The 24,440-nt window shown below is 34.0% G+C and carries 24 protein-coding genes; 20 read left to right on the top strand and 4 right to left on the bottom strand.

What is annotated here, in order from left to right; all coding sequences use genetic code 11:
- Nucleotides 1–520: 520 nt before the first annotated feature.
- From F9279_RS15915 to F9279_RS15905, 3 genes are read right to left on the bottom strand one after another with little or no spacing between them, the layout of a single operon-like run.
- Nucleotides 521–2,575, bottom strand: coding sequence for a hypothetical protein (locus F9279_RS15915; RefSeq protein WP_152114799.1), 2,055 nt, complete (start codon nt 2,573–2,575; stop codon nt 521–523).
- Between the two features lie 14 nt (nt 2,576–2,589).
- Entirely contained in the window at nt 2,590–3,165 is a 576-nt protein-coding gene (locus tag F9279_RS15910; protein ID WP_152114797.1) for a PilW family protein, read from the bottom strand.
- Nucleotides 3,149–3,643 carry a type II secretion system protein gene (locus F9279_RS15905; RefSeq protein WP_152114795.1) on the bottom strand — a complete coding sequence of 165 codons (495 nt, stop codon included), beginning with the start codon at nt 3,641–3,643 and terminating at the stop codon, nt 3,149–3,151. The genes F9279_RS15910 and F9279_RS15905 overlap by 17 nt, the downstream gene beginning before the upstream one ends.
- A gap of 154 nt (nt 3,644–3,797) precedes the next feature.
- Between F9279_RS15905 and F9279_RS15900 the strand changes: the two genes are divergently transcribed.
- From F9279_RS15900 to minD, 20 genes are all read left to right on the top strand, one after another.
- The gene (locus tag F9279_RS15900) at nt 3,798–5,036 is read left to right on the top strand and encodes a hypothetical protein (protein WP_152114793.1); all 1,239 of its coding nucleotides are present in this window, start codon (nt 3,798–3,800) and stop codon (nt 5,034–5,036) included.
- 28 nt (nt 5,037–5,064) lie between these two features.
- Nucleotides 5,065–5,874, top strand: coding sequence for a PRC-barrel domain-containing protein (locus tag F9279_RS15895; protein WP_152114791.1), 810 nt, complete (start codon nt 5,065–5,067; stop codon nt 5,872–5,874).
- A gap of 20 nt (nt 5,875–5,894) precedes the next feature.
- Nucleotides 5,895–7,259 (top strand): VanW family protein, encoded by a 1,365-nt coding sequence (locus tag F9279_RS15890; RefSeq protein WP_152114789.1) that lies wholly within the window; start codon nt 5,895–5,897, stop codon nt 7,257–7,259.
- Between the two features lie 23 nt (nt 7,260–7,282).
- Entirely contained in the window at nt 7,283–8,944 is a 1,662-nt protein-coding gene (locus F9279_RS15885) for a GspE/PulE family protein (protein WP_152114787.1), read from the top strand.
- An 11-nt stretch (nt 8,945–8,955) separates the two neighbouring features.
- On the top strand, nt 8,956–9,996 hold the full coding sequence (locus tag F9279_RS15880; protein WP_152114785.1) for a type IV pilus twitching motility protein PilT: 1,041 nt from the start codon (nt 8,956–8,958) through the stop codon (nt 9,994–9,996).
- A 1-nt stretch (nt 9,997) separates the two neighbouring features.
- Nucleotides 9,998–11,203, top strand: a complete 1,206-nt coding sequence (locus F9279_RS15875) for a type II secretion system F family protein (protein WP_152114783.1) — start codon at nt 9,998–10,000, stop codon at nt 11,201–11,203.
- A gap of 109 nt (nt 11,204–11,312) precedes the next feature.
- A complete protein-coding gene (locus F9279_RS15870; protein ID WP_152114781.1) occupies nt 11,313–11,738 on the top strand; it encodes a prepilin-type N-terminal cleavage/methylation domain-containing protein in 426 nt (141 codons plus the stop codon).
- Between the two features lie 26 nt (nt 11,739–11,764).
- Nucleotides 11,765–12,511: a prepilin peptidase gene (locus F9279_RS15865; protein WP_152114779.1), complete on the top strand. Its 747-nt coding sequence runs from the start codon at nt 11,765–11,767 to the stop codon at nt 12,509–12,511.
- Nucleotides 12,512–12,958: 447 nt separating this feature from the next.
- Nucleotides 12,959–13,951, top strand: a complete 993-nt coding sequence (gene pilM, locus F9279_RS15860; RefSeq protein WP_152114777.1) for a type IV pilus biogenesis protein PilM — start codon at nt 12,959–12,961, stop codon at nt 13,949–13,951.
- Between the two features lie 2 nt (nt 13,952–13,953).
- Nucleotides 13,954–14,601 (top strand): fimbrial assembly protein, encoded by a 648-nt coding sequence (locus tag F9279_RS15855; RefSeq protein WP_152114775.1) that lies wholly within the window; start codon nt 13,954–13,956, stop codon nt 14,599–14,601.
- Nucleotides 14,598–15,368, top strand: coding sequence for a pilus assembly protein PilO (locus tag F9279_RS15850; protein ID WP_152114773.1), 771 nt, complete (start codon nt 14,598–14,600; stop codon nt 15,366–15,368). The genes F9279_RS15855 and F9279_RS15850 overlap by 4 nt, the downstream gene beginning before the upstream one ends.
- A 17-nt stretch (nt 15,369–15,385) precedes the next feature.
- Nucleotides 15,386–15,835, top strand: coding sequence for a prepilin-type N-terminal cleavage/methylation domain-containing protein (locus F9279_RS15845; protein ID WP_152114771.1), 450 nt, complete (start codon nt 15,386–15,388; stop codon nt 15,833–15,835).
- A 107-nt stretch (nt 15,836–15,942) separates the two neighbouring features.
- A complete protein-coding gene (locus tag F9279_RS15840; protein WP_152114769.1) occupies nt 15,943–17,022 on the top strand; it encodes an SPOR domain-containing protein in 1,080 nt (359 codons plus the stop codon).
- 375 nt (nt 17,023–17,397) lie between these two features.
- Complete coding sequence (locus tag F9279_RS15835) at nt 17,398–17,976, top strand: Maf family protein (protein ID WP_152114767.1); 579 nt, start codon at nt 17,398–17,400, stop codon at nt 17,974–17,976.
- A gap of 67 nt (nt 17,977–18,043) precedes the next feature.
- Complete coding sequence (gene radC / locus F9279_RS15830) at nt 18,044–18,718, top strand: RadC family protein (protein ID WP_319020773.1); 675 nt, start codon at nt 18,044–18,046, stop codon at nt 18,716–18,718.
- A gap of 163 nt (nt 18,719–18,881) precedes the next feature.
- On the top strand, nt 18,882–19,904 hold the full coding sequence (locus F9279_RS15825) for a rod shape-determining protein (RefSeq protein ID WP_152114763.1): 1,023 nt from the start codon (nt 18,882–18,884) through the stop codon (nt 19,902–19,904).
- Nucleotides 19,905–19,926: 22 nt separating this feature from the next.
- Nucleotides 19,927–20,850, top strand: a complete 924-nt coding sequence (gene mreC, locus F9279_RS15820; protein ID WP_152114761.1) for a rod shape-determining protein MreC — start codon at nt 19,927–19,929, stop codon at nt 20,848–20,850.
- Nucleotides 20,847–21,362, top strand: coding sequence for a rod shape-determining protein MreD (mreD, locus tag F9279_RS15815; protein ID WP_152114759.1), 516 nt, complete (start codon nt 20,847–20,849; stop codon nt 21,360–21,362). The genes mreC and mreD overlap by 4 nt, the downstream gene beginning before the upstream one ends.
- A gap of 371 nt (nt 21,363–21,733) precedes the next feature.
- Entirely contained in the window at nt 21,734–22,411 is a 678-nt protein-coding gene (gene minC / locus F9279_RS15810) for a septum site-determining protein MinC (protein ID WP_152114757.1), read from the top strand.
- A 1-nt stretch (nt 22,412) separates the two neighbouring features.
- Nucleotides 22,413–23,216, top strand: coding sequence for a septum site-determining protein MinD (minD, locus tag F9279_RS15805; RefSeq protein ID WP_152114755.1), 804 nt, complete (start codon nt 22,413–22,415; stop codon nt 23,214–23,216).
- A gap of 113 nt (nt 23,217–23,329) precedes the next feature.
- On the opposite strand, the gene F9279_RS15800 is transcribed toward minD, so the two are convergent.
- Nucleotides 23,330–24,265: a glycoside hydrolase family 43 protein gene (locus tag F9279_RS15800; protein ID WP_226793586.1), complete on the bottom strand. Its 936-nt coding sequence runs from the start codon at nt 24,263–24,265 to the stop codon at nt 23,330–23,332.
- Between the last annotated feature and the right edge of the window lie 175 nt (nt 24,266–24,440).

Genomic DNA, 24,440 nt, shown 5'->3' with positions numbered 1-24,440 from the left:
CTCGTCAAAAGTTATAGTAAAAAAATGGATGTTTACTACCTTCGTTTTAATGTTTTCGTTCTTTCTCTTTTTGAGGGAAAAACAAAAACAGAAAATTCAAAACTTATTTATGCGACATTAGTGATATTTTACAACTATACAAAAATAAATCTACTTAGTAATGGGTGAAAGTGTTATAATATGGTAATTAGATAATGAGGGAGTATAATATGCGAACAAACTTACTAATGATATCGTATCTTTTATTTTTCAAATCATTCCATTAGAAAAAATACAAGGATTACCTGTGTTTTTTCCTATTATATTCTGTCCTATAGGACTTTATGTCGCATGGAAGGTACATAAAAGGAAGAAAGATGCTTTATCTTATATCTCCTTTATTGCAAATTCCGTTTTATTTTTATTTCCCTTAGTGTATATGATATTAGGTACCATCATTTTTGGGGTATAATTCGAAATAGTTCCATTTAATAGGAAAAAGAGCTTCCTTGTCGAGAAAGCTCTTTTTCCTATTAATAATTTATTCAATGACGAAATCATCAGGGATAATTTGCAATCTGTCTACTAAAGGAAGTGCGTCAATTCCTTTAAATAATACATTTTGATCATAATCAACAATAAATCTAGATAACATTCCATCCCCAGACCCTGGAACGTCTTCTATTTTTGAAAAGTCTCTATTTGCTCGTATAGCATTTATTTCTAATGAATTTTTAGCAAATATTCCACCTTTAATATAAAATAGTGAACCAACTCCATATAGTTCAGCGTTTTTTTCCGTATAGAAAAATGCTTGAAGTGGCTGAATAATCTCTTCTTCCTCAGGAAGATATGGGAAACCAGACTCCGTTTTTGGATCAAAATGATTGAATTCATTCATTCTTGTAATGGTTAAATTCTCCTTTGCTAGTAAGATTAGCTGCCCTGTTTCTTGTTTATTTGTAGATGAATTTGTATAAGTAAGACCTAAAATATTAGTATTAGAGACAAATGTATCTTCTAAAGAGTATACAACAGAATTAATTCTTACAATGTCATTCTCCCCAGAATTCTCCCCTGTTTCATCACCATTTATCGTAAATGAGCCTAAACTAATCATATTGCTGTTAAGAGAGATAGTCGTATTTAATGGTCGTATATTAATAGATTTCCCAGTTAGAATATCTCCTTTCAGAGTGACTCCTTTACTTAACTGACCAGCATTATCCGCACTAGATTCTATATTCATATCGCCAGCAGCGATTATATCACCAGTTATATTCATCTCTCCATCAAAGTTAACAAGATGTATATCGCCAGAGACATAAATATTATCCTGAAGGGTTAAGTTGTTGTTACTAACCAGATATAAATCTCCATCTACTACTAACTCCTTATTGAAGCTGATAGCATAATTACTACTATTAATTACTGTATCTCCATTAATATAAACAGGATTATTAAAGCTTAATGCTTCTTTATCACTTTCGATTTTAAAACTATTTGTTAATTGCTCTATAGCATTTCCATTAACAGAAGTTGGTGCTTCCTGAGTTGTTACACTTTTAACTGTATCGGCTTTCGTTACAGAGCTTGATACGATGCTGGTTAGTTTATTTTTAAACTTGTTAGTAAAGTTAGACACATCTTCCATGTTAGTAACCTGGAAACCACTTACTGTAGGATTAGAATCTAGCATCGTATTAATTCGCTGAATGATGGTTTGGTCATACTCAATATTTATAAACTGACTATCATGATATAAAGAAGGAATATCGCTTTTATAGAAATTATCGGCTATTAATACAGGTAATAAATTTGCCGAAGTACTGTATATATTTCCTGTAATAGAAGGAGGCAGAGACCTGACTGTTTGCTTTGTACCATCTCGTAATTGATAGTTTGCTCGATCACTTATTGTGAGCTGGTTCGCATAAATATTTCCGTTAATATTAGAAGACCCGTTTAAAAATAGCCCTTCCTCTTGCTCCTCTGAATAAGAACCAACTGCATATTTTAAGAAGCTAGGTAATGGAGATAGTATAATTCTTTGTTTTAACGTTCTAGTTACAGCACCTTCTGTTTCATTAGGATTATTTGTAACTAGAATTACTTCCAATACACGGGTGAAATCTAGTTGTTTATTGATAGTGTAAGGAGTATTAGTCGAATAAGTACTTTCTGCACAACCTCTAGTCGAATCATATACAGTTGGATTTGAAGCTTTATTACTTATATCTACAACACTAAGACACTGAATAGATTCTCGGTAGTCTTCATTATCTAGTATATCTGTGAGAGTAGGTGTAATAACAAGGGATTTGAGATCATCTTCAAAAGTAGTTTTAACTTGATATTTTGTTCCTTGCTTAACATAGTCTAAAGGCACTTGATCCAATAGATTAGCCATATTTGAAGTAATTTCATCCAAAACCTTTTTACTTTGATACGTGACATTAATATCGGATTCTCTTGTTTCTACTCGTTTTGTTCCACTAATAGTAGATGCAACAATAGCAAGTCCTATGGTTGTGAAAACAAGAGAAATTAAAAGTACGGTAATAAGTGCATTTCCTTTTTCATTACTTTTTATCATAGAGTACATTCTCCTTAGAAACCAAACTGACTTTCTAATGTTAAAGGTTTGTTTAATCTAGCATGATCAATTATAAAAGTGACGGAAATGAGACCATGGAGACATTCACTAGTACTATTATTTGAGTATTCACTACATGCTAATTGAATACTAGAATCTGTGAAATCACCCATGCTTTCTATAACTTGATCATTAATAGATACAGATGTATTGGTTTTGTTATTTTTAGTTTCCTCTACAAACTCGATACTTCTAATATTTGTAATGTTCTTTGCGCTTTTCTCAAACGTATAAAAAGAAGAATTCTCTTTTTCTGTTTCCTCAAAAACCGTTTGCTCTGAATCAAATAAACTTACTTGATTATTTCCGTCTATTTCTACGTAATTAAAAGGAATACTATTAAAAGCATTCATCATCATAGAAACAGCATAATCTGCATCATCGCGAAGTTGTCCTTCTATTTGAATTTTATTGTACAAAGAAAGACCGGTCTGAAATACGCCATAAATAACAGGAAGTACAATAGCGAGGATAGTCATTGTAGCCAAGAGCTCATATAAAGTTACTCCTTTTTCATCGAAGATCTTCACTTTTAATAGCCCCCTCTACAGACGTACTATATGGATTATTTCTAACATTCCAAGTAACAGTTACTTCAATTGGTATAAGAAAATTACTATATTCCTCGTTAATGGTTGGAGTAACTACAACGTCATAATCTACATTATTAATTCTAATTGGAGAACAAGCTGCATCAGTAGCATTGTTCCAAAGTATTTTATATTGATTATTACACACTAACAAGTGACCAGTTGTATCAGGATTATTATTTATTAAATTTTGAATACTAATAAATGAATCCTCACCAGCACTTTGTTCCATATAAGATAAAGCGTTCCTCGCAACGTTAATTCCAGCAGTCTTTTTCTGATTAAGATTTGTATACGAATAAGCTTGGCTAAAAAAGTTCATTATACCTAATAAGATAATACTAAGAATGGTCAGGGATACTAATACTTCAATTAATGTTAATCCTTTTGAACTAGATATCATCTTAATAAATTTCATATATTCCCCTGCTTTCAAAAATGCTAATCTTATTATACAATACTAATTAGTTATTATAAGAAGAAAAATGTCAAAAAGTATTACAAAAGTTTATGGAAATTGACAAAAAATGTCGTAATTTTAGGTAATATAATATACATGAGGAGGTGTTAGAATGATTTTATACATTTTAGCTCTTTTTTCCTTAATTTTAGTTATTCCTATCTTGTTCTTACTACCTATAGGACTTTCGAATCGTGGAAAAATGATTATAGTTGGTTTTGGCTTTATTATTTCTTTATTAGGTATTATGTCTAGAAGCTTATTTCCTATTTGGCAAAGTGCATTAATAATGTTGTTATTTATTATTGTTGCCACTTATTTTATGATGAAAAAGGGTACAAATCTCCTATTTAGTAAAGAGGAGGAAGAAGATATGGAAGCTCCATCCACTTCCTTGTATGAAGACTCTGTAATGGTGGAACAAAAGACTGTTTCTGTAAGCAAGCAAGAAGAAGATGAAATAGAAATAACGGAATTAGAACCACAAGTGAATAGCTTTACAAAAAGTGAAAGTAAGGAAGAACTAGAACTTGAATCTTTTGACTTGGATGTTGATCTAGAATTACTAGAACAGACATCACCAATACAAGAGGATGAATTACTGCTTAAGGAAAAAGAAGAGATAGAAGATAGTCACTATTTAGATCCAGAAAAAGAGATAGAGGATGTAGATATCAGCTATATGGCAGAAATTGAAAAATTATTAGAACAGGAGTCATTCTCTGGTGAAGTCGAGAAGTATGAATTAAAAGAACAAACACCTCCATTACCTATCTTTGATGATTTAGAGGTTGCTGTATCTAGTGAAAAGGATAACCAACCAGAAGATAAACATCTTAATGAAGAGCTGTATTTAGATGTGGACGAATTAGAAGAATTACCAATGCTAGATTTAAAGGAAGAGATTCCTGATATAGAAATAGAGGAAGAAGCAATCGCAGAAGCAGAGAACCTTTCCGATATTGAGATGTTGGATGAGTTAGCAGGATTTACTATTGAAGAAGAGGAAGAAAATTCGTTAGAATCAATAGAAGATACGCTAATAGAATTGCCGAAGGAAGAACTAAGTATTTTGGCACACAAAATTATTAATAATACTTTATCCCAATTAGATGTCATGAAAGATACATTAGACAAACAAGAATTCGAGATGCTACTTTTACAATGTATGAAAGAATCTATGCCTTTAAATGAATATTTTGCTTTTTCTACTATGCTTGTTGATCTTTATAGGAACAATAATGATATGGGAAAATTACAAAGTCTTTTATTAGCATTAAAGGATAAATACTGTCAACAACCACTGGTACTAGAGCAAATTATTTTTATGGAAGAAAAGTACTTGAACTAAAATTAGAAAGAATAGGTGAGTTTAACTTATGAAAATCAGTGCACAATTAAAGGGTTTACCAATTATTAGTATATCGAATGGACATCAAGAGGGAAATGTAAAATCGTTAATTATTAATCCAGAAAAAGGCTATGTAGATTTTCTTACTTTAGATCAAGAAGATTGGCAAGAAAGCATTCAAGCCATTCCTTTTAAAAAAGTTATAGGTGTCGGTGAATATGCTGTAACGATAGAAAGTGCCAACTCTATTATTGATTTAACTCAAATTCCCATTGCAAGTGAATTAGCAAGCAAAAAAATCGCTATTATTGATACAAATGTTATTACAAGAAAAGGGGAATTAGTTGGTAAAGTAACAGAATATCAAATCAATGAAGAAACAGGAGAAATCATTGGTTTAGTGACGAAAATCCAAGATAAAGAAACTGTTATCTTGTCAGAGTATGTTATTACTTATGGAAAAGATATTATTGTGGTAACTGAAGATGCAAATAACAACTACAAACCCACTATGAAAGACGAAACAGCAGCTTCAGAGGATAAAGTGATAGATGTAGTAGAAACTATTTTAGAAGAAGTAAATATAGTAGAAGATATAGAAGTAGCAGAAGACGAATTAGAAACGATTGAAGTTAATGGAGAAGAAAAAAGTCTTCATGCTCTAAAAGAAAAACAAATAGAATTACTTTTGAATAAACAAGTAAGAAAAGATATATTTTCAAATGACGGAGAACTAATCATTATGGCAGGAACTATTTTAACACTAGAAGATATTGAAAAAGCACAAGAAGCAGGACCGAGTGTTGTTATCGACTTATCTATGAGTGTTAATGCATAAATAAAAGGAGCTAACACTTCATGAAAAACGTTCAAGGTGCAAAAGTCTTTATTGCTATCATGGTAACCACTGCGTTTATATTTAGCTTTTCACATTTTGGGGCAAAAGCTTATGAAAATCTCTTCTTATCAAGTAATGGGTATGAGGATGGTACTAGTATTGCTGGTGTAGATATTTCGGGAATGTCATTTGACAAAGCATTGCAGGCGATAGGAGATGCGCAAGGTGAATGGCTAAAATCAACCACTATTTCATTAAAATATAAAGAAAAAACAGTGGATTTTGATACTAATTTGTTTGTTTTTCGCTTTCAGGATAGCCTGCAATCTGTAAGTACAGGTACTAAAAATGGGTTAACCGTTTCTCTAAACCAGGATGAACTAAGGAGCATATTAAACTCCATAGCTTCTGATTTAGTACAAGAAGGGGCATTTTATTTAACCAAATGGAATGATAGTTTACTAGCTATTGCATCTCAATTAGAACATGGTAATCATGAAATAGATCTTCAGAATTTTGTAGTGAATAATATGGAAGAAGAAGTAATTCTTTCAGATACTACGTTAGATGTTAAAGAGGATAAGGATAATGTTGCAAATTGGGTACAGCACTTTCCATTAATAGAAGTTGGTAAAGAACAAACCTTCTCTATGTTAGATATTCTTGGTGAACAGGAAGGGATATATGCTGATAGGACGCTAAGTATGGTTGCTACAGCTCTTCATCAAGCTGTCCTTTCAACAAACTTTACGATTGCTGAAAGATTTACTAGCAATGAGCTACCTGCCTTTGCAACCTTAGGATATGAAGCAAGAATAAATCAATCTAAAAAAATGGATTATCGCTTCTATAACCCAAATGATACTGCTTATAAAATTCAATTTAAAATGGTAGAGGACAAGCTATATGTATCCATAACAGGTGTTCCTTTTATCTATCAATATAATGTAGAGCTTTCTGATAAAGAATCATTTAAACCCAAAACAGTTCTGCAATTTGATGCATTATTAGGATTTAATGAGTATAAATTGATTTCTAATGGTGCCGACGGATTACTCATTAAAGTATATCGAAATGCGTTGGATACAGAAGGAGCAACAGTAAAAAAAGAGCTGATCAGTGAAGATTTTTATCCACCCGTTTACAGAGTCTTTGCTACAGGATTAGTAGAAGAAGATGAAACAATAATTGATTCTGATACTGTAGAAGAAACAGAAAACACAGAGAATAATACAGATTCAGAAACTGAAACTGAAAATTCTGGTGAGCAAAATGCGGATAGTGGAACATCAGAAAACACAACAAATTCATCTAATAGTACAACTAATTCAACGAATACAAAAGTAGAGACAAATCCATCTAGTAATACAAATATGCAAAAATAAGCATAGAAATCAGGGGATAACAAATGAAACAAATGAGAAAACGTTTAGGAGACTTATTAGTAGAAGCTGGCTTGCTGACAGAAGAACAACTACAGCAAGCATTAAAGGATAAGCACCCAGATCAGAGACTTGGAGATAGTTTACTTCAAAAAGGTTATATAACTGAACAACAGCTGATTGAAGTCCTAGAGTTTCAATTAGGTATTCCACACGTCAGTTTGTATCGTTATCCTTTTGATCCTAAGCTATTTTCCATCGTGCCAAAAGATACAGCTAAAAGACAATTAATTATTCCTCTTAAAAAAGAGGGGGAAAAATTATATGTAGCGATGGCTGATCCAATGGATTTTTATACCATTGATGACCTTCGTTTGTCTACAGGCTTTCAAATTGAGACTGCCATTGCAACAAAAGATGATATTCTAAGAGCAATCAATAAGTACTATGATATGGACGAAGGATTTGAAGAGTTATTATCAGATAATGGTGCTTTAGGTGAAGTAATAGATGAAAGCATGGTCGAGCAAGATACTCCGATTGTACGTTTAGTTAACCAAGTTCTATCAAATGCAGCGACACTAAAAGCAAGTGATATTCACGTAGATCCTCAAGAAACAAAAGTAGTCATACGCTACCGAATTGATGGGGTTCTTCGTGTAGAACGTGTATTACCAAAGCATATGCAAAGTGTACTCATTGCTCGTTTGAAAATCATGGCAAACTTAGATATAACAGAGCATCGTATTCCACAGGATGGAAGAATGAAATTTAATTTAGATTTCCATCCAATTGATTTACGTGTTTCTACTCTACCTACCGTTTATGGGGAAAAAGTAGTTATGCGTATATTGGATTTGGGAAGTGCATTGAACGATCTAAATAAACTAGGTTTTAATAAAGTGAATTTATCTAGATTTACAGATTTGATTGAAAAACCAACTGGAATAGTACTCATTACGGGTCCTACTGGTTCTGGTAAATCCTCTACTCTTTATGCAGCATTGAACCGTTTGAACAGTGAAGAAGTAAACATTATTACTGTTGAAGATCCAGTAGAGTATCAGTTAGAGGGAATAAATCAAATACAAGTGAACGCAAATGTCGGGATGACATTCGCAACTGGTTTACGTGCCATACTTCGTCAAGATCCAAACGTAATTATGGTCGGAGAGATTCGCGATAAAGAAACCGCAGAAATAGCAGTTCGTGCATCGTTAACTGGTCATCTTGTATTAAGTACACTTCATACAAATGACTCATTAGGTTCTGTTACAAGATTATTAGACATGGGAGTAGAACCATTCCTTGTTGCTTCTTCTGTAACTGGAATTGTCGCACAACGTCTTGTTCGCAGAGTATGTAGAGATTGTGGACAAGTTCAGGAGGCAACACTAAGAGAGAAAGAAATCTTCGCTAAAAGAGGATTGTCTATAGAAAAAGTAATGAGAGGCAAAGGCTGTGCCTCTTGTAATATGACAGGCTATAAAGGACGTGTAGCCATCCACGAAGTGTTAGTCATGAATGATGAAATGCGAAAAGTGATTATGAATGGCCAATCTTTTTCTAATTTAAGAGAATTAGCCATTAAAGCAAAAACCATATTCTTGATTGATGATGGACTGTTAAAGGTTAAACAAGGGGTTACAACAACAGAAGAAGTATTGCGTGTAGCAATCCCTGATTAGGAGGAACATCATTGCTTAACAATATTGATTACTTATTAAGAGTTGGCTTTGAATTAAAAGCTTCCGATATTCACTTAACGGTTGGTGTTCCTCCTGTTATGAGGATTAACGGAGATTTAAAACGATACGGAAAAGAAAATTTAGCACCAAAAGATACAGAAACAATGGCAAGAACCATTATTCCCGAAAAATTATGGGAAGTATTTGAGGAACGAGGAGAGCTAGATCTATCTTATAGTGTGAAAGGTATTTCAAGATTTAGGGTAAATGTCTACAAGCAAAGAGCATGCATAGCATTAGCTATTCGAGTAGTGCCTACCTCTGTTCCTAGTTTAGATGATTTAAAGCTTCCTGCTATTCTAAAGAAAATTGCAGAAAAACCACAAGGCCTTATTTTAATTACAGGACCTACTGGTAGTGGAAAATCGACCACATTAGCTGCAATGATTGCTTATATGAATGAAACAATGAGAAAACATATTATTACACTAGAGGACCCGATAGAATATTTGCATAAGCATGGAAAGTGTATTATTGATCAACGTGAAGTAGGCTTTGATACAAATAATTTTGCCAATGGCTTAAGAGCATCTCTACGTCAAGATCCAGATGTCATTTTAGTTGGAGAGATGCGAGATCTTGAAACCATTCAAACAGCTATTACAGCTGCAGAAACAGGGCATTTAGTTTTAGGGACTCTTCATACTTCTAGTGCACCTGCTACGATCAATCGTATTATTGATGTATTTCCACCAGCTCAGCAAGATCAAATTCGTATTCAATTGGCTTCTGTTCTTGTCAGTATTGTGTCACAGCGACTTTTCCCTACACCTGATAAATCGGGCAGAACTTCTGCCACAGAAATCTTGGTTAATAATTCTGCTGTTGCTAACTTGATTCGTAATGAGAAGATTCACCAAATCTTAAATATTATGCAAACGTCAAAAGCAGCAGGTATGCATACGTTGGAAAGCAATGTAAGGGAATTAGTACAAGCAGGCTCCATTCTTAAAGAGGCTGCACTTCCTTACTTGCAAGAAGGGGAGCAATAATATGGCTCGTTATAAATATTTAGGAAGAGACCGAAAAGGTAGAAAAGAAGGTATTGTAACGGCACAATCTAAAAGAGAGGCAATGCTACAGTTAAAAGAAAAAGGGATAAAGGTTACAGAGGTGACTGAACTTCCTGAAACGCTTTTAACGAAAGAAATTTCTTTTGGTAGCGCAGTTAAATTACAAGATTTCGTTATTTATCTACGCCAGTTTGCGACCCTAATTAAAGCAGGAATCTCTGTAGTAGATGCGACGGCTATCCTAGCAGAGCAAACAGAAAGTAAAGCTTTAAAAAAGGCTTTACTTTCTGTTGAACAAGATCTAAAAGACGGAAACCCACTATCTACTGCTGCAGCAAAGCATAAAAAAGTCTTTTCCAGTATGTTTGTTAATATGATTCGTGCAGGAGAAGCAACTGGGAGTATGGACGAAACACTAGAAAGACTTGCGACTCATTTTGAGAAACAGCATTATACAAAGCAAAAAATTATTTCAGCACTTACCTATCCGATTGCTATTGCTATTATTGCGTTTATTGTTGTTATTTTCTTACTAGTAAGTGTTGTACCAACTTTTGTTGACATGTTTGCTGATTTTGATAGCGAATTGCCAGCTATAACAAAATTTGTCCTTTCTGCAAGTGAATTCATGCAGAGTTTTTGGTGGGTAGTAGCGTTAATAGTTATTGCAATTGTGGTAGCAATTGTGATGATTCGTAATAATAAGTCTTCTAAATACTACATGGACTATTTTTTATTAAGAGTTCCTATTTTTGGGAAAATTCTACAAAAAGCAGCAATTGCTAGAATGACAAGAACACTTAGTTCGTTATTTACTAGTTCTGTTCCTATTCTGCAAGCTATCTCTATAGTAGAGAGTATCATTGAGAATGAAGTAATGGCAAAAGTCCTTATTAAATCAAGAAATGCCTTAGAACAAGGTCAATCATTAACAGTCCCTATGAAAGGTCACTGGGTATTCCCACCACTTGTTACCCAGATGATTTCAATAGGAGAAGAAACAGGTTCATTAGATGAAATGCTAGGAAAAGTAGCGGATTTCTATGAAAAAGAAGTAGATACCGCAACAGATCAGCTAAAGTCATTAATAGAACCAATCATGATTGTTTTTTTAGCAGGAATTGTCGGGACAATCGTGACTGCTATCCTAGTTCCAATGTTTGAGATCTTTAATCATGTACAATAATTTCCAATGAAATTTACAAAAAAATGATATAAATGTTACTTTCTATCTAGTATAATAGTTTTAGATTCACCGAGTGAGAAAAAAATTACAATGAAAAAGGAGAATATATATGCGTCAGTTAATTAAACAACGTATTAAAAATGAAAAAGGTTTAACACTAATAGAGTTACTAGCAGTTATTGTTATTTTAGGTATTATTGCGGCTATTGCGATTCCGAGTATTGCTAATATTATTGAGAAGTCTAGATTTGATGCTATTAAGGCAGATGGTATACAAGTAATAAATGCTACTAAATTATATATCGCTGGTAACGGTACTGAAGATACAAATATTGATGCAACTGATTTAGCAGACTATCTAGATAATGAAACTACGCTTGCTGATGGTTACACTTTAGACGTTGTAAATGGACAAATCCAATTAACAGGTTCAGCAACTAAAGGTAATGTTAATGTAACTTTTACAGCTGCAACAATTACTGGTATTAACCAAGCAACCAAAGCTGCTGAGGGTGATACTACAATATCTAATTAATTACTAAATAAACTATTGAGGTAACTATGATCTACCTACTAATCTTCCTATACGGCATCACCCTTGGCTCGTTCTACAACGTAGTTGGGCTAAGGGTTCCAATGAAAGAGTCGATTGTTAGGCCGAGATCTCATTGCTCAAGCTGTGGACACACATTGTCTGCAATGGAGCTTATACCAGTTTTAAGCTATGTACTATTAAGGGGGAAATCAAAATGCTGCAAGGCATCGATTTCCCCCTTCTATCCTATATTCGAGCTTTTAACAGGAGTTCTATTTGTAGTTAGTCCACATATACTTGGCTGGAGTTCAGAGCTGTTCGTGTCCTGGACACTAATTTCCCTATTTATTATTATTACCGTGTCCGATTTAAAATACATGATTATACCTGATAAAGTACTACTCTTTTTCTCAGTACTATTTATCATTGAAAGGTTCTTGATTCCACTGAATCCATGGTGGGACTCCCTATTAGGAGCAGCTGTAGGCTTCACATTATTACTAGTTATAGCCATAGTCTCAAAAGGCGGAATGGGCGGAGGAGACATTAAACTCTTTGCAGTCATAGGCTTCGTACTAGGAACCAAGCTACTACTAGTAGCCTTCTTCCTATCAACACTCCTAGGAACATTAGGAGGCATAGCCGGAATACTAACAGGCAAAGTAAAAAAAGCCAAACCAATCCCATTCGGCCCCTACATCGCTCTAGGAACCCTAATAGCCTACTACTACGGTAACCAAATCATCCAATGGTACCTAAATCTACTACTATAAATAGATTAAGAAACCTAGGAGAGAATAATAGTACATCCATTTCAAATGGAAGAGAAGAATTAAAATATAATAAAAATCTTGCCTTAATAGAATTACACTAAATGAATTAGGATTATGTAGATAAACAAAATATTTCCCAGGTTGATTGGAGCGAAAGGGGAGAGACTCCTACGGGATTAGCGAGACAGTCGAGACCCTGCAGGCGCAGCCAAAGCGGCTCGACGCTCGCCCCGTGGAAAGCGAACCCCTGTAGCGCAAATCAACCTACTCAATTAGAGGGGGAAATTTCATCATACTAATTGGATTTCTATTCTATAAGATTCTATAAAATTCTATAAGATTCTATGAGAACTTTTCTTGGAAGAAATGGTTCAGAATCATATGACAATTATGCAAATAATGACACAACCCTTCCTCCATCCAGAAAGAATAAGGAGTTTTTTCAACATGGCACTCAATTTAAACCTTGGCAAAAAGAAAGTAGTCAACTTAACCATAAAAGATCATGTTATCCGTTACGCGGAATTAAAAAATTCCCAAGATAGCACTGTCCAAAATTGGGGAGAGCGCTATTTGCCAACAGGATTAATACATGAAGGCATCATTCAGGATTTAGAAAACTTTACATGGATCCTTGAAGAATGCATAGATGAATGGAAAATTCTCAAAAAACAAGTACGCTTCCTAGTTCCAGATTCATCCATAGTCATACGAAAACTCTCCATTCCAGAAGATGCGAGCGAAGATGAAATCAAGGGATACCTATATATGGAACTCGGTACATCCATCCATTTACCATTTGAAGATCCTGTATTTGACTATTTTCTATTAAAAGAAAAAGATAAAAACAAAAAGCAAATCATTTTATTTGCTTCACCAGAAAGTAATGTATCCCAATATGCAGATATATTAGATGAAGCAAAACTAGATCCAGTATCAGCAGATATCTCAGCACTAGCATTATATCGCTATTACTACCACCAAAATGCAGTAGAAAACACCGAACCAGTTATGCTAGTAGAAATAGATACAAAAACAGTAAATGCCAGCATCTTTGAAGAACATTATCCATTATTAATGAGACATCTAATGATGGAAGTAGATGAGCAAAACTGGACTATTTCAACAGATGAAGCGACTGAAAGAGAATATTTAACCTTTACAGGTGATAAAGCAGAGGTTTGGGATAGCTTAGAAGATATTTATAAAGAGCTAGAAAAAGTAATGAGCTTTTATCGATATACCTTAAATAAAGGCAATAAACAAGTAACAAAGTTAGTAGTAGCAGGAGACCATCCATGGCTTCCTTCCATTGTAGAACATATGAAAGATCGTTTTGAGGTTTCTGTGCAAGAAATGAAAGTGAATCAAACAGCAAATAATGAGCCTATTCCATCAAGTTTACTTCTTAATATTGGTCTAGGATTAAAAGAGGTGTAGATATGTTAGTAGAAATAAACCTCCTTCCTAAAAAAGAGCCAAAAAGAAAATCGAAAATAGTATGGATACTTGTGGTTTTATTCTTAACGTTATTATTAGCAGGATTATTTATCTGGCAGTATACTTCTAAGAAAACAGAACTAAAGGCTACAGAGAGTACATTAGAATCCACGACTAATCTTGTGAATACGTATACTCAAAATCTTACGAGTTATAATGATTCTAGCTCTGTAAAGGATTTAGAAATAGCCATAGAATGGGCTGATAGTCAATCATTAGATTATGTTGTATTGCTACAGGGCTTAACAAAAAATCTTCCCGATCGAGGATTTATTCAAGAGTTAAGCTTATCTGACGGCCTAGTCGTTAATGTTATTGTTCAATTTGATACAAAGGCAGATGCTGCTTATTACCTTAACTCTATACAAGAAATAGACTGGGTAGAGGAAGCTGTTTTAACAGAGGCAAAATCTACTGATGTATTGGAAGATCAAGTTAGTGAGCGAATGGATGAAGCAATTGATTCTCTAAAGAAAGCAGATATAGAGCCCCGCTATTTCGCTAACTATGCGTTTGTTATTAATAAAGCGAGATTTCAAGCAGAGATGAAAGAGAAACAAGCTGAAGAAGAAGGGGAGGATTCCCCATGAGATTAAATGTTAATAAACCATTTCTGTTTATATTCATAAGTATTATTCTTTTATTGCTCGTAGGAGTCTTTAGTTACTATCTCTATTTAATGCCATTATATAATCAAGTAGATCAGAAAAAAACAGAGCTAGATATGGCAGAACAGCAAGTGAAAATCTTAGAATCTAAAATAGACTCTACTGGGTCAAAGACTAGTACTAATACCGTTGCATTACAGAAAAAAGTCCCTGTTAAACGTCTATTAGATCAAGCTCTATTGGAAATAGAAAAAGCAGAAATTATCTCAGGCACTAATATTATCGAAATAACTATTAATGGTACAGATGCTGATGAAGCAGTATCAGACGAAGAGTTAACAACTGCTGATAAGGCAATAGAGGATGCTAATAAGCAGGATAGTGGAAATGACACAGAAGAGGAAGCAACAGAAGAAGTTGTATTACCAAGTGGTATTCATCAAACGAAGATTTCTATTGTAGGAGAAGCTAACAACTATTTCGAATTAGAAAAATTTCTTGAAAAGCTTGGGTCATCAGATCGAATTATGACAATAGATACGTTTAATTTGACAGGTCCGAAAGAAATTACAAATGTAGACGATAGTGACCAAGTAATAGACTTTGATGTATCTTTATCTATTTACTATTATCCAACACTAAATGATTTAATAGGAGATTTGCCTCCATTAGAAACACCAGAAGTATCGGATAGAAAAAATCCATTTGATACTGGGACGCTTGAAAAGAAAGAAGAAGAACAACCGTAGGAAAGTAGGTCTAGCAAATGCTGAAAACTAGACTAAATAATAGAGGGTTAACCTTAATGGAGTTGCTTGCAGTTATTGTTATTCTTGGAATCATTGCTGCAATAGCTATTCCTTCTGTGCTTAAGGTTATTAATGATATGCGAGATCGAGCGTTTGTTGCTAATGCTTGGAATATGAAGGAAGCTACTGATTTCTATATTAAAGAGGCAACTACTAGTGGGAATGGAGCAAAAGAAAGAATAACCTATCTAGAACTTGTCGAAAGTGGCTATTTGGGAACATTTAGTGATCCTGACACAGATGAGGAACTAACTCCATCAGAAAATAGCTATGTTACTATTCAGAATAACGTTGCTATTGCCGTTTGTCTAAAGGGGTCGGAGAGAAAGCTTTGTACAGATGAAAATGGTGCAGAACAAGCCATACAATATAAAGATTTAACTCCGACTCAGATTGTGTCTAACTAAAACTAAATTTGACGAAATCATTCTATAACAAGACGACAAAAGTCTTGTTATTTTTTTTTTTGAATATGATAGGATAGACAAAACAATAGAAATTGGGGGTAGGACGAGTGAATGAAAAACCGGAGAATCGCAAAACCATAACGATTAAAATCAACGGAAAAGACCGTCCATTCCAGAATAAGGAATTAGAAGAGAAGGAAGAAGCAAAAGAGTCTACCATCCTCCATCCAAAAAAAACAACGGAAAATAGAAGTTTTTATAAGGAAGAAACAGCAGCTGGTAGCGAATCTTCACTAGAGGATGAGAGTTTTGACTGGATTCTGCCTAGTAATGAAGAACCGATAGATTCAGAAAAAAAATCTATCTCCTTTCATACCTTTCCTCCAAATAAAAGTAAATCTCCTTTTGGAAAGAAAGCTAAAACAAAAGAAAATAAAGAGAGTAATAAGAGTGTACCAAAAGGAATGGTAGCATCTATTTTCTTTGCTGTTTTTTTTGCAATCGTTCTTGGGACAAGCTTTGGGTTTATATTGCTTAAAATGGTAAATTCAGAGCAGGTAGTAGCAAATCATTCTACTACAGGGACAACTACTGGCTCTAACTCGGAACAAGCAAAAGGCACAAGTACAGCTGCTAAGAAAGAAATTAAGACGTTTATTCTTCAACATAACATTTTTTCAACCGAAGAAAAAGCAAAACAGGATCAGCAAGAATTAACGGCTGCAAACATTAGTAGTGAAATTGTCAAGACAGGAGAAAACTATGTAGTACTATTAGGCATAGCAAGTAATTTAACCGATGCTAAAACTTGGCAGTCTCAAATAGATAAAAGTTACGCAAAAGAGATGGTATTTGCTAGTGGAGAAGTGAATAATGTAACAGAAGCAGAAAAAGCATTTATAGAAGGATCTACTAACCTTTTCCAAGCTACATTAACTTTAGCTACAGAGGTACAATTTAGTAAAAATGCTTCAGAAACTGCCGTAAAACAAGTAGAAGAGCTTAATGCAACACTGACTGAGAAAATGATTGCTTCTTTTCCAAATGAAAAAGTAAAAAACATGGCAAATGAATTGTTTCAAGCATCCACTCTTTCAGCAACATTAACGGCAAATAGTAACGCAAACGATATACAAGCTATTCAAAAGCACTTATTAGCATATTTAGCAGGATATAATAGTTTATAATGAAACTTTTTCTCCAGTAGGCTCGTCTATTAATAGAATAGAAATCATTCCTTAACTTTGGAGAAATAAAAATAATTTCGTAATAGCTAATTTCTATCTATTAGCTTTGGTCAGTTGTACTTCAAAATGATTTTCGATGAAGACAATCTACTAAAAAATATATGATTATTTTCGAAAATCTCTAAATTGATGAAGTTTTTTACTTCATTAATTTTTTTTGCTATAAAACTATTCGATATATTTCTACAAATTACGTCATATTACAGTTTATTTACCTTTTAATGAAAATTTTTTGTTCTAAATTGTTTATCTGTGTAATCTTTGGTAGGATTAATTTGTATCTCTCAATATGAAATTAAGTAGGTAGGTGTAAACATGGTAAAGCAAACCCTCATATTAGCCTCTTCCTCTCCACGACGAAAAGAGCTCCTTGAAGATCTCCAAATACCATTTGAAGTAAGAACTAGTAATGTAGAAGAAACATTTCTTGAAAGTCTATCTCCAGAAGAAGTAGTGATGGATTTAGCGAAGAGAAAGGCTCAAGCAGTTAATCTTAACAAACCAACAGAATTTATTCTTGGAGCAGACACTATTGTTTATTCCAATGAAGCCATATTAGGCAAGCCTTCTTCAAGAGAAGAGGCATTTCAAATGATAAGACAGTTGTCTGGTACTAGCCATTCTGTATATACGGGTGTTGCTATCGTGGCAGATGGTCAATGCTCTACGTTTTTTGAGAAAACAGACGTACTTTTTTGGGAATTAACAGATGAAGAAATCAACAGCTACTTAGACACCGGGGAACCTTTTGATAAGGCTGGTGCGTATGGAATTCAAGGAGTAGGCAGAATATTAGTGAAAGAAATACATGGAGATTATTTCACAGTTGTTGGACTTCCAATTTCTCGAACAGTACGTGAATTAAAGGCACAAGGTTTTATCTTGCCTACTTAATGCATGTATTTCCCCATCTTGTTTCTTCCTATTTATTTTAATAGGGGAGGAAAAAGAAATGGATAACATGTTAATGAGAGATTTTCCGCATGATGAACGTCCGAGAGAGCGCTTTGTTAATCAGGGTGCGGAAAGTTTAGCCAATCATGAATTAATTGCCTTATTAATTCAAACAGGTTCAAAAAGTGAATCAGTATTAGCACTCGCAAATAAACTGTTAATCCATTTTGATGGATTACGTCTTTTAAAAGATGCAAGTCTTGATGAATTAAAATCTATTAAAGGGATTGGAACTGCAAAGGCTATTCAGTTGCTGGCAGCAATTGAACTTGGCAGAAGAGTTTCCAATCTACAATATAGAGATAGGTATTGTATAAAATCTCCTGATGATGCAGCAAATTATATGATGAATGAAATGAGGTTTTTAACACAAGAGCATTTTGTTTGTTTATACTTAAACACGAAGAATCAGGTGATGCATAAGCAGGTGGTATTTATTGGAAGCTTGAATGCAAGCATCGTACATCCTAGAGAGGTATTTAAAGAAGCCTTTAGGAGATCAGCTGCTTCTATTATTTGTCTTCACAATCACCCGTCAGGAGACCCTACTCCAAGTAGAGAAGATATTGAAGTAACAAAAAGACTACTGGAATGTGGAAAAATAATCGGCATAGATATGCTAGATCATATTATTATTGGGGAAAATAAATTTGTCAGCTTAAAGGAAAAGGGCTATATATGATACTGTTCTTTTTATGTAATATAAGCTATAATATAATTTATGATTTTTTGGCTAATAATGTCTAATGTTGACAAAATATAGGTATATATAAAAGAAAAAAAGAGGAAAAAACTAATCTACCTACTTTTAAATAGTATTTAGTTTCAGAAAGGGAGATACATTTATGTTTGGTTTAGGAACAAGAGATCTTGGAATTGATTTAGGAACAGCTAATACGCTAGTTTACGTAAAGGGTAAAGGAATTGTTTTAAGAGAGCCCTCTGTAGTAGCGTTACAAACAGATACAAAATCCATCGTAGCGGTTGGTAATGATGCAAAGAATATGATCGGGAGAACTCCTGGAAATGTAGTGGCGCTTCGTCCGATGAAAGATGGCGTTATTGCTGATTATGAAACAACTGCAACGATGATGAAATATTATATTAAACAAGCAACAAGAAATAAAGGATACTTCTCCGGTAAACCATATGTAATGGTTTGTGTGCCTTCAGGTATTACAGCAGTTGAAGAAAGAGCAGTTATTGATGCAACACGTCAAGCTGGTGCAAGAGATGCTTATACAATTGAAGAACCGTTTGCTGCTGCGATTGGTGCCAATCTTCCAGTATGGGAACCAACAGGTAGTATGGTTGTAGATATTGGTGGAGGTACAACAGAAGTAGCTATCATTTCATTAGGTGGAATTGTTACAAGTCAATCCATTCGTATCGCTGGAGATGAAATGGACGATGCTATCGTTAACTATATTCGTAAAACATATAATTTAATGATAGGGGAAAGAACATCTGAAAGCATTAAAATGGAAATTGGAAGTGCAGGCAACCCAGAAGAAATTGAGAACATGGATATCCGTGGTCGTGATTTACTAACAGGACTTCCGAAAACAATTAAAATTACAGCAGATGAGATTGCTAAAGCATTAAGAGATACAGTTTCTGCTATTGTAGATGCTGTTAAAGTAACATTAGAGAAAACTCCTCCTGAATTAGCAGCAGATATCATGGATAGAGGAATTGTCTTAACTGGTGGTGGCGCATTGCTTCGTAATTTAGATAAAATTATTAGTGATGAAACAAAAATGCCAGTAGTTATTGCAGAAGAACCATTAGACTGCGTAGCGTTAGGAACAGGAAAAGCTTTAGATCATATTCACTTATTTAAGAATAAAGCGAAAGATTCACGATAATATCTGTTAGAGGTGTAAAATCATGCCACAGTTCTTTATGAATAAACGCTTGATTATTTTGCTTGTTAGCATTATTATTCTCGTGGCATTGATAGGGTTTTCCTTAAGTGGGCGTAGCAGCCTAACCTGGCCGGAGAAGTTTGTAAAAGATACTACCGGCTTGGTGCAAACCCTTTTCTCAAGACCTGCCCATTATGTGGTGGGTTTTGTTGATAATGTTAGAGACTTGCAAAATACATACAAAGAGAACAAAGAGTTAAAAGCAAAATTAGAAGAGAATGCACAATTGAAGTACCAAGTACAAGTTTTACAAAAAGATAATGAGGAACTTCAAGCAACTCTAGATGAAAAATCCTCTTTGAGTGATTTTGATTTAATGAAAGCGACGGTAATTCGTCGAAACCCTTCTCAATGGAATGAATTAGTGACGATTAATAGAGGCGAAAAAGATGGGGTTAAAAAGAATATGGCTGTCATTACCTATGCAGGCTTAATAGGGAAAGTGAAATCTGTTGCTCCTAACACTGCAACTGTACAGCTTTTAAGCTCAGAAAACCCAACAAATCGTATTTCTGCCTTTATTGAAGCAGAAGTGGCACCAGAGGGACAAGCAGAAGGACAAACAGATACCAATACCAATAGTGAACAGACTTCAGAAGTATTTGGGATTATTGCTGATTATGATAAAGAGTCCAAGCAGCTTATTATGACATGGGAAGAGGTTCCTAATGGTTTAAAAGTAGAAAAAGGGCAATTAGTAATCACTTCAGGTAAAGGTGGAGTGTTCCCGAAAAGCTTAGCAATTGGTACTGTAGAAAAAGTGGAACCAGATGAAAATGGACTACAAAAGAAAGTGTATATTAAACCAGCGGCAGATTTATATGATATAGAACATGTAATGGTAGTAGAACGAGAAGCAATTACAATCGATGAGGAAGAAGAATGAGGAAATTTCTAGTCGGTTGCCTAATATCATTCATGTTTATTCTAGAAAGTGTTTTTCTAGAAGTACTGCCTGGAAGTTTTCACGAAAACAACTGGATCATTGTTCCATACTTTTTATTTATCACTATTCTATTCTTTTCTATTTACGGTAGTAGAAATATTGCTATTATTTATGGCTTCGTATTTGGAATTTTGTTTGATATTGTTTATACTGAAATATTAGGAATTTATTTTTTTACTTTTCCATGTATCATTTATGTATGTAATAAAATTATGAAAGCATTTCATAACAATATTTTTGTTGTTTCTGTTGTAAGTTTACTAGGTGTTACTTCCATTGAATTGATTGTGTATCAAATTATATTAGTAATTAATTTGACAACGATGGATTTTTCAAGCTTTTTGCATTTAAGATTAATTCCAACGCTTGTATTAAATCTGGTCTTTACCATCATTGTTGCCTACCCATATAAACGATTTTTTGAAAAATATGCGCAAATTGTTCGTGATTAAATCTCCATGAGTAGGGCTATACCTTTGTACAGGCTGAAGGTCATATGAAAGAGCCTGTACGAATCCGTTTTTGGATAAACTTTCCAGAGATATTTAGTAAACGAATCATTTGATCCATAAATAACGGTTATATGATTGTAATCCTTTTTTGTAAATCTATTTTGCATGAAAAAGGATTTTTTTAAGTGTTTGTCGAATTGTTTACTGAGCATAAACATTCTATAATAAAAAGTAAGAATATGAGTGAATGAAGCTATTATTTTCCGATTAGGATAAGTCATTTAATAAGCAAATTTTTATTCTATATGAGGAATTATGATTGATAAATCAGGAATTCCTTAAGATTGTCTAACAGAGGTGAACAACTTGAAATGAAGAAAAGGCAACTAGTAACAATTAAAGGAACAAAAAATGGCTTGAGCCTACATCTAAATGACTATTGTTCCTATGATGAATTATTAAGAGAAATTCAAGTGAAATTAAATGAAAGCTCAACTCTTCATAATGAAAAAAAGGATATTAAAGTAACAGTTGAGCTAGGAAATAGATATGTGACAGAAGCGCAAAAAGAGGAAATAAAGCTTTTAATTCAAGAAAAACAAAATCTATTTGTACAAGATATTAATAGCAATTTAGTAACAAAGAAAGAAGCCGAGAATTGGCTCAAGAAGAACGAAGTAAAATCTATCACAAGTATTGTCCGATCTGGACAAATACTAGAGGTTCCTGGAGATTTACTCTTAATAGGTGATGTAAATCCAGGAGGTAAAGTGATTGCAGGTGGCAATATTTATATTATGGGACAGTTGAAGGGGATTGCTCATGCTGGGTATAATGGAGATGAGAAAGCCATCGTTGCTGCGTCTATAATGAAGCCTACGCAAATTCGAATTAGTCAATACATTGACAGGGATTTAGTGGACAGACCAACAAAGGCAGTTAGAGAAATGGAATGTGCATATGTAAATGATCAAGCGATAAAGATTGATAGATTACAAGTTTTACCACATTTGCGCCCTAACTTGGTGAATATGGGAGGAGGAATTTGAGATGGGAGAAGCAATCGTTATCACATCAGGAAAAGGAGGAGTCGGAAAAACGACGACTTCTGCTAATATTGGAACAGCACTTGCACTACAAGGAAAGAAAGTGTGTTTAGTTGATACAGATATTGGTTTACGAAACTTAGATGTTGTTATGGGATTAGAAAATAGAATTATTTATGATTTAGTAGATGTAGTAGAAGAAAGATGTAAAATACATCAAGCGCTTGTAAAAGATAAGAGGTTTGATGATTTACTATACTTACTTCCAGCTGCTCAAACTAGTGATAAAACAGCAGTACGCCCTAATCAAATGAAAGAGCTTGTTCTACGCTTAAAGCAAGACTATGATTATATTATTATTGATTGCCCTGCTGGAATTGAACAAGGATATAAAAATGCAGTTGCAGGAGCGGATAGAGCAATAGTAGTAACTACTCCAGAAGTATCCTCTGTTAGAGATGCTGACAGAGTAATTGGCTTATTAGAGAAAGAAGAAAAAATCGATCGACCAATGCTAATTATTAACCGTATTAGAAATCATATGGTGAAAAATGGTGATATGTTGGATATAGATGAAGTAACAAGTCACTTATCTATTGATTTACTAGGTATTGTTGCAGATGATGATGCAGTTATTAAGGCTTCTAATAATGGAGAGCCGATTGCATTAAATCCAAATAGTAAATCAGCTATTGCGTACCGAAACATTGCAAGAAGAATTTTAGGTGAAACAGTACCTTTACAGCATCTTGAAGAAGAATCCAAAGGTGTATTTGCTAAGATTAAGACATTTTTTGGTGCTAAATAACACCACTGAAAACTTATATTTTACATAGTAAGAAGCTAAAAAAGGTATACTCTCGAAGAATCATTGATTCGAATCGAAAGTATACCTTTTTCTATGTGGATACTTTATTTAGTCTAGTAGGTTGGCCATCCTGCTGAGTCCCAATAAAGATCATTTATTAACATAGTTGGTCTTCCGTTATTTAATGTATCATAGGAGTGTCTTACAATAACATTGTTGTTATATATATCAGAATGTCCAGGGCCTTTCCATTGACTGTTGCCTGCATCAAAGATTGTTCCGCCACCATTTAACATATTAACACCGTTTTTATCATAATATGGTCCAGTAATACTAGTCGATCTTCCTACAGCCATTTTATACGTACTATTCACTCCTTGACAGCAGTTATCAAAGGAAACAAATAAGTAATAGTATCCGTTTCTATACGTAATATGAGGGGCTTCAACAGCTCCGTTATTATTAGGTCTAGATGCTAGAGAATAGGTTTGTCCTGTTGGTTTCATTGTATTTTTATCTAACCGAGTTAATTTAATGCCGCTCCAAAAAGAACCATACGATAACCAAGGATTTCCATCTTTATCTACTACCAAATCTCCATCAATCGCATTATAATTGTTTGCTGAAGTGGTTCTTACTACTAATCCATCATCCCGCCAATTGCCTGATGAAATACTAGCTGTGGACAATAATCCAATTAATGATGTGTTCGATCCAAAAGAGGAAACAGAATAGTAAAGCCAATACCTTCCATTGTAATAACTAATATCAGGTGCCCACTGATGTGTCGTATGGTTTGGTACGTATGTCTTCCACCAAGATAAGGGACTAGGGAAGATAACAGGAGTTGGGTACCAGTTACTTCCGTTATCAGAGCGCAATACTCTTATTCCATTTCCAATACCAGTCCCAAAAGTATACCAAGTATTACCTTCCTTTATGATGGAAGGATCATGAATTTCCGTATCTCCTGTTAAGTTCCAAAAGCTGGCTGATGCAGATGTTGCGAAATTACTACAAAACAAAAAAGTTACTAAAGCAGTAATAATAAATCTTTTCTTTATCACACAACATTTCCCCTCTCTTACTTTTTTTGGTCGTATAACTTCTACTCCTTTCCTCTTTCTAATCTAAGTAAAAATCTCAGACAATAAAGGATTCTTGATTATTTATGAAAACCCTTTCTTTTTTTTACGCCTAAGTTAAAATTTTCTCTTAAAGAGG

The sequence above is a fragment of the Bacillus sp. B1-b2 genome (assembly GCF_009183415.1).
Lineage (GTDB): Bacteria > Bacillota > Bacilli > Bacillales > Cytobacillaceae > Niallia.
The sequence above is the reverse complement of the archived record's forward strand: the minus strand, read 5'-3'. Positions and strand labels throughout refer to the sequence as shown.

Coding starts and splice junctions, on each gene's coding strand:
- F9279_RS15915 (WP_152114799.1), bottom strand. CDS start 2,575: ATGATAAAAAGTAATGAAAAAGGAAATGCACTTATTACCGTACTTTTA.
- F9279_RS15905 (WP_152114795.1), bottom strand. CDS start 3,643: ATGAAATTTATTAAGATGATATCTAGTTCAAAAGGATTAACATTAATT.
- F9279_RS15900 (WP_152114793.1), top strand. CDS start 3,798: ATGATTTTATACATTTTAGCTCTTTTTTCCTTAATTTTAGTTATTCCT.
- F9279_RS15895 (WP_152114791.1), top strand. CDS start 5,065: ATGAAAATCAGTGCACAATTAAAGGGTTTACCAATTATTAGTATATCG.
- F9279_RS15890 (WP_152114789.1), top strand. CDS start 5,895: ATGAAAAACGTTCAAGGTGCAAAAGTCTTTATTGCTATCATGGTAACC.
- F9279_RS15885 (WP_152114787.1), top strand. CDS start 7,283: ATGAAACAAATGAGAAAACGTTTAGGAGACTTATTAGTAGAAGCTGGC.
- F9279_RS15875 (WP_152114783.1), top strand. CDS start 9,998: ATGGCTCGTTATAAATATTTAGGAAGAGACCGAAAAGGTAGAAAAGAA.
- F9279_RS15870 (WP_152114781.1), top strand. CDS start 11,313: ATGCGTCAGTTAATTAAACAACGTATTAAAAATGAAAAAGGTTTAACA.
- F9279_RS15865 (WP_152114779.1), top strand. CDS start 11,765: ATGATCTACCTACTAATCTTCCTATACGGCATCACCCTTGGCTCGTTC.
- pilM (WP_152114777.1), top strand. CDS start 12,959: ATGGCACTCAATTTAAACCTTGGCAAAAAGAAAGTAGTCAACTTAACC.
- F9279_RS15855 (WP_152114775.1), top strand. CDS start 13,954: ATGTTAGTAGAAATAAACCTCCTTCCTAAAAAAGAGCCAAAAAGAAAA.
- F9279_RS15850 (WP_152114773.1), top strand. CDS start 14,598: ATGAGATTAAATGTTAATAAACCATTTCTGTTTATATTCATAAGTATT.
- F9279_RS15845 (WP_152114771.1), top strand. CDS start 15,386: ATGCTGAAAACTAGACTAAATAATAGAGGGTTAACCTTAATGGAGTTG.
- F9279_RS15835 (WP_152114767.1), top strand. CDS start 17,398: ATGGTAAAGCAAACCCTCATATTAGCCTCTTCCTCTCCACGACGAAAA.
- radC (WP_319020773.1), top strand. CDS start 18,044: ATGTTAATGAGAGATTTTCCGCATGATGAACGTCCGAGAGAGCGCTTT.
- F9279_RS15825 (WP_152114763.1), top strand. CDS start 18,882: ATGTTTGGTTTAGGAACAAGAGATCTTGGAATTGATTTAGGAACAGCT.
- mreC (WP_152114761.1), top strand. CDS start 19,927: ATGCCACAGTTCTTTATGAATAAACGCTTGATTATTTTGCTTGTTAGC.
- mreD (WP_152114759.1), top strand. CDS start 20,847: ATGAGGAAATTTCTAGTCGGTTGCCTAATATCATTCATGTTTATTCTA.
- minC (WP_152114757.1), top strand. CDS start 21,734: ATGAAGAAAAGGCAACTAGTAACAATTAAAGGAACAAAAAATGGCTTG.
- minD (WP_152114755.1), top strand. CDS start 22,413: ATGGGAGAAGCAATCGTTATCACATCAGGAAAAGGAGGAGTCGGAAAA.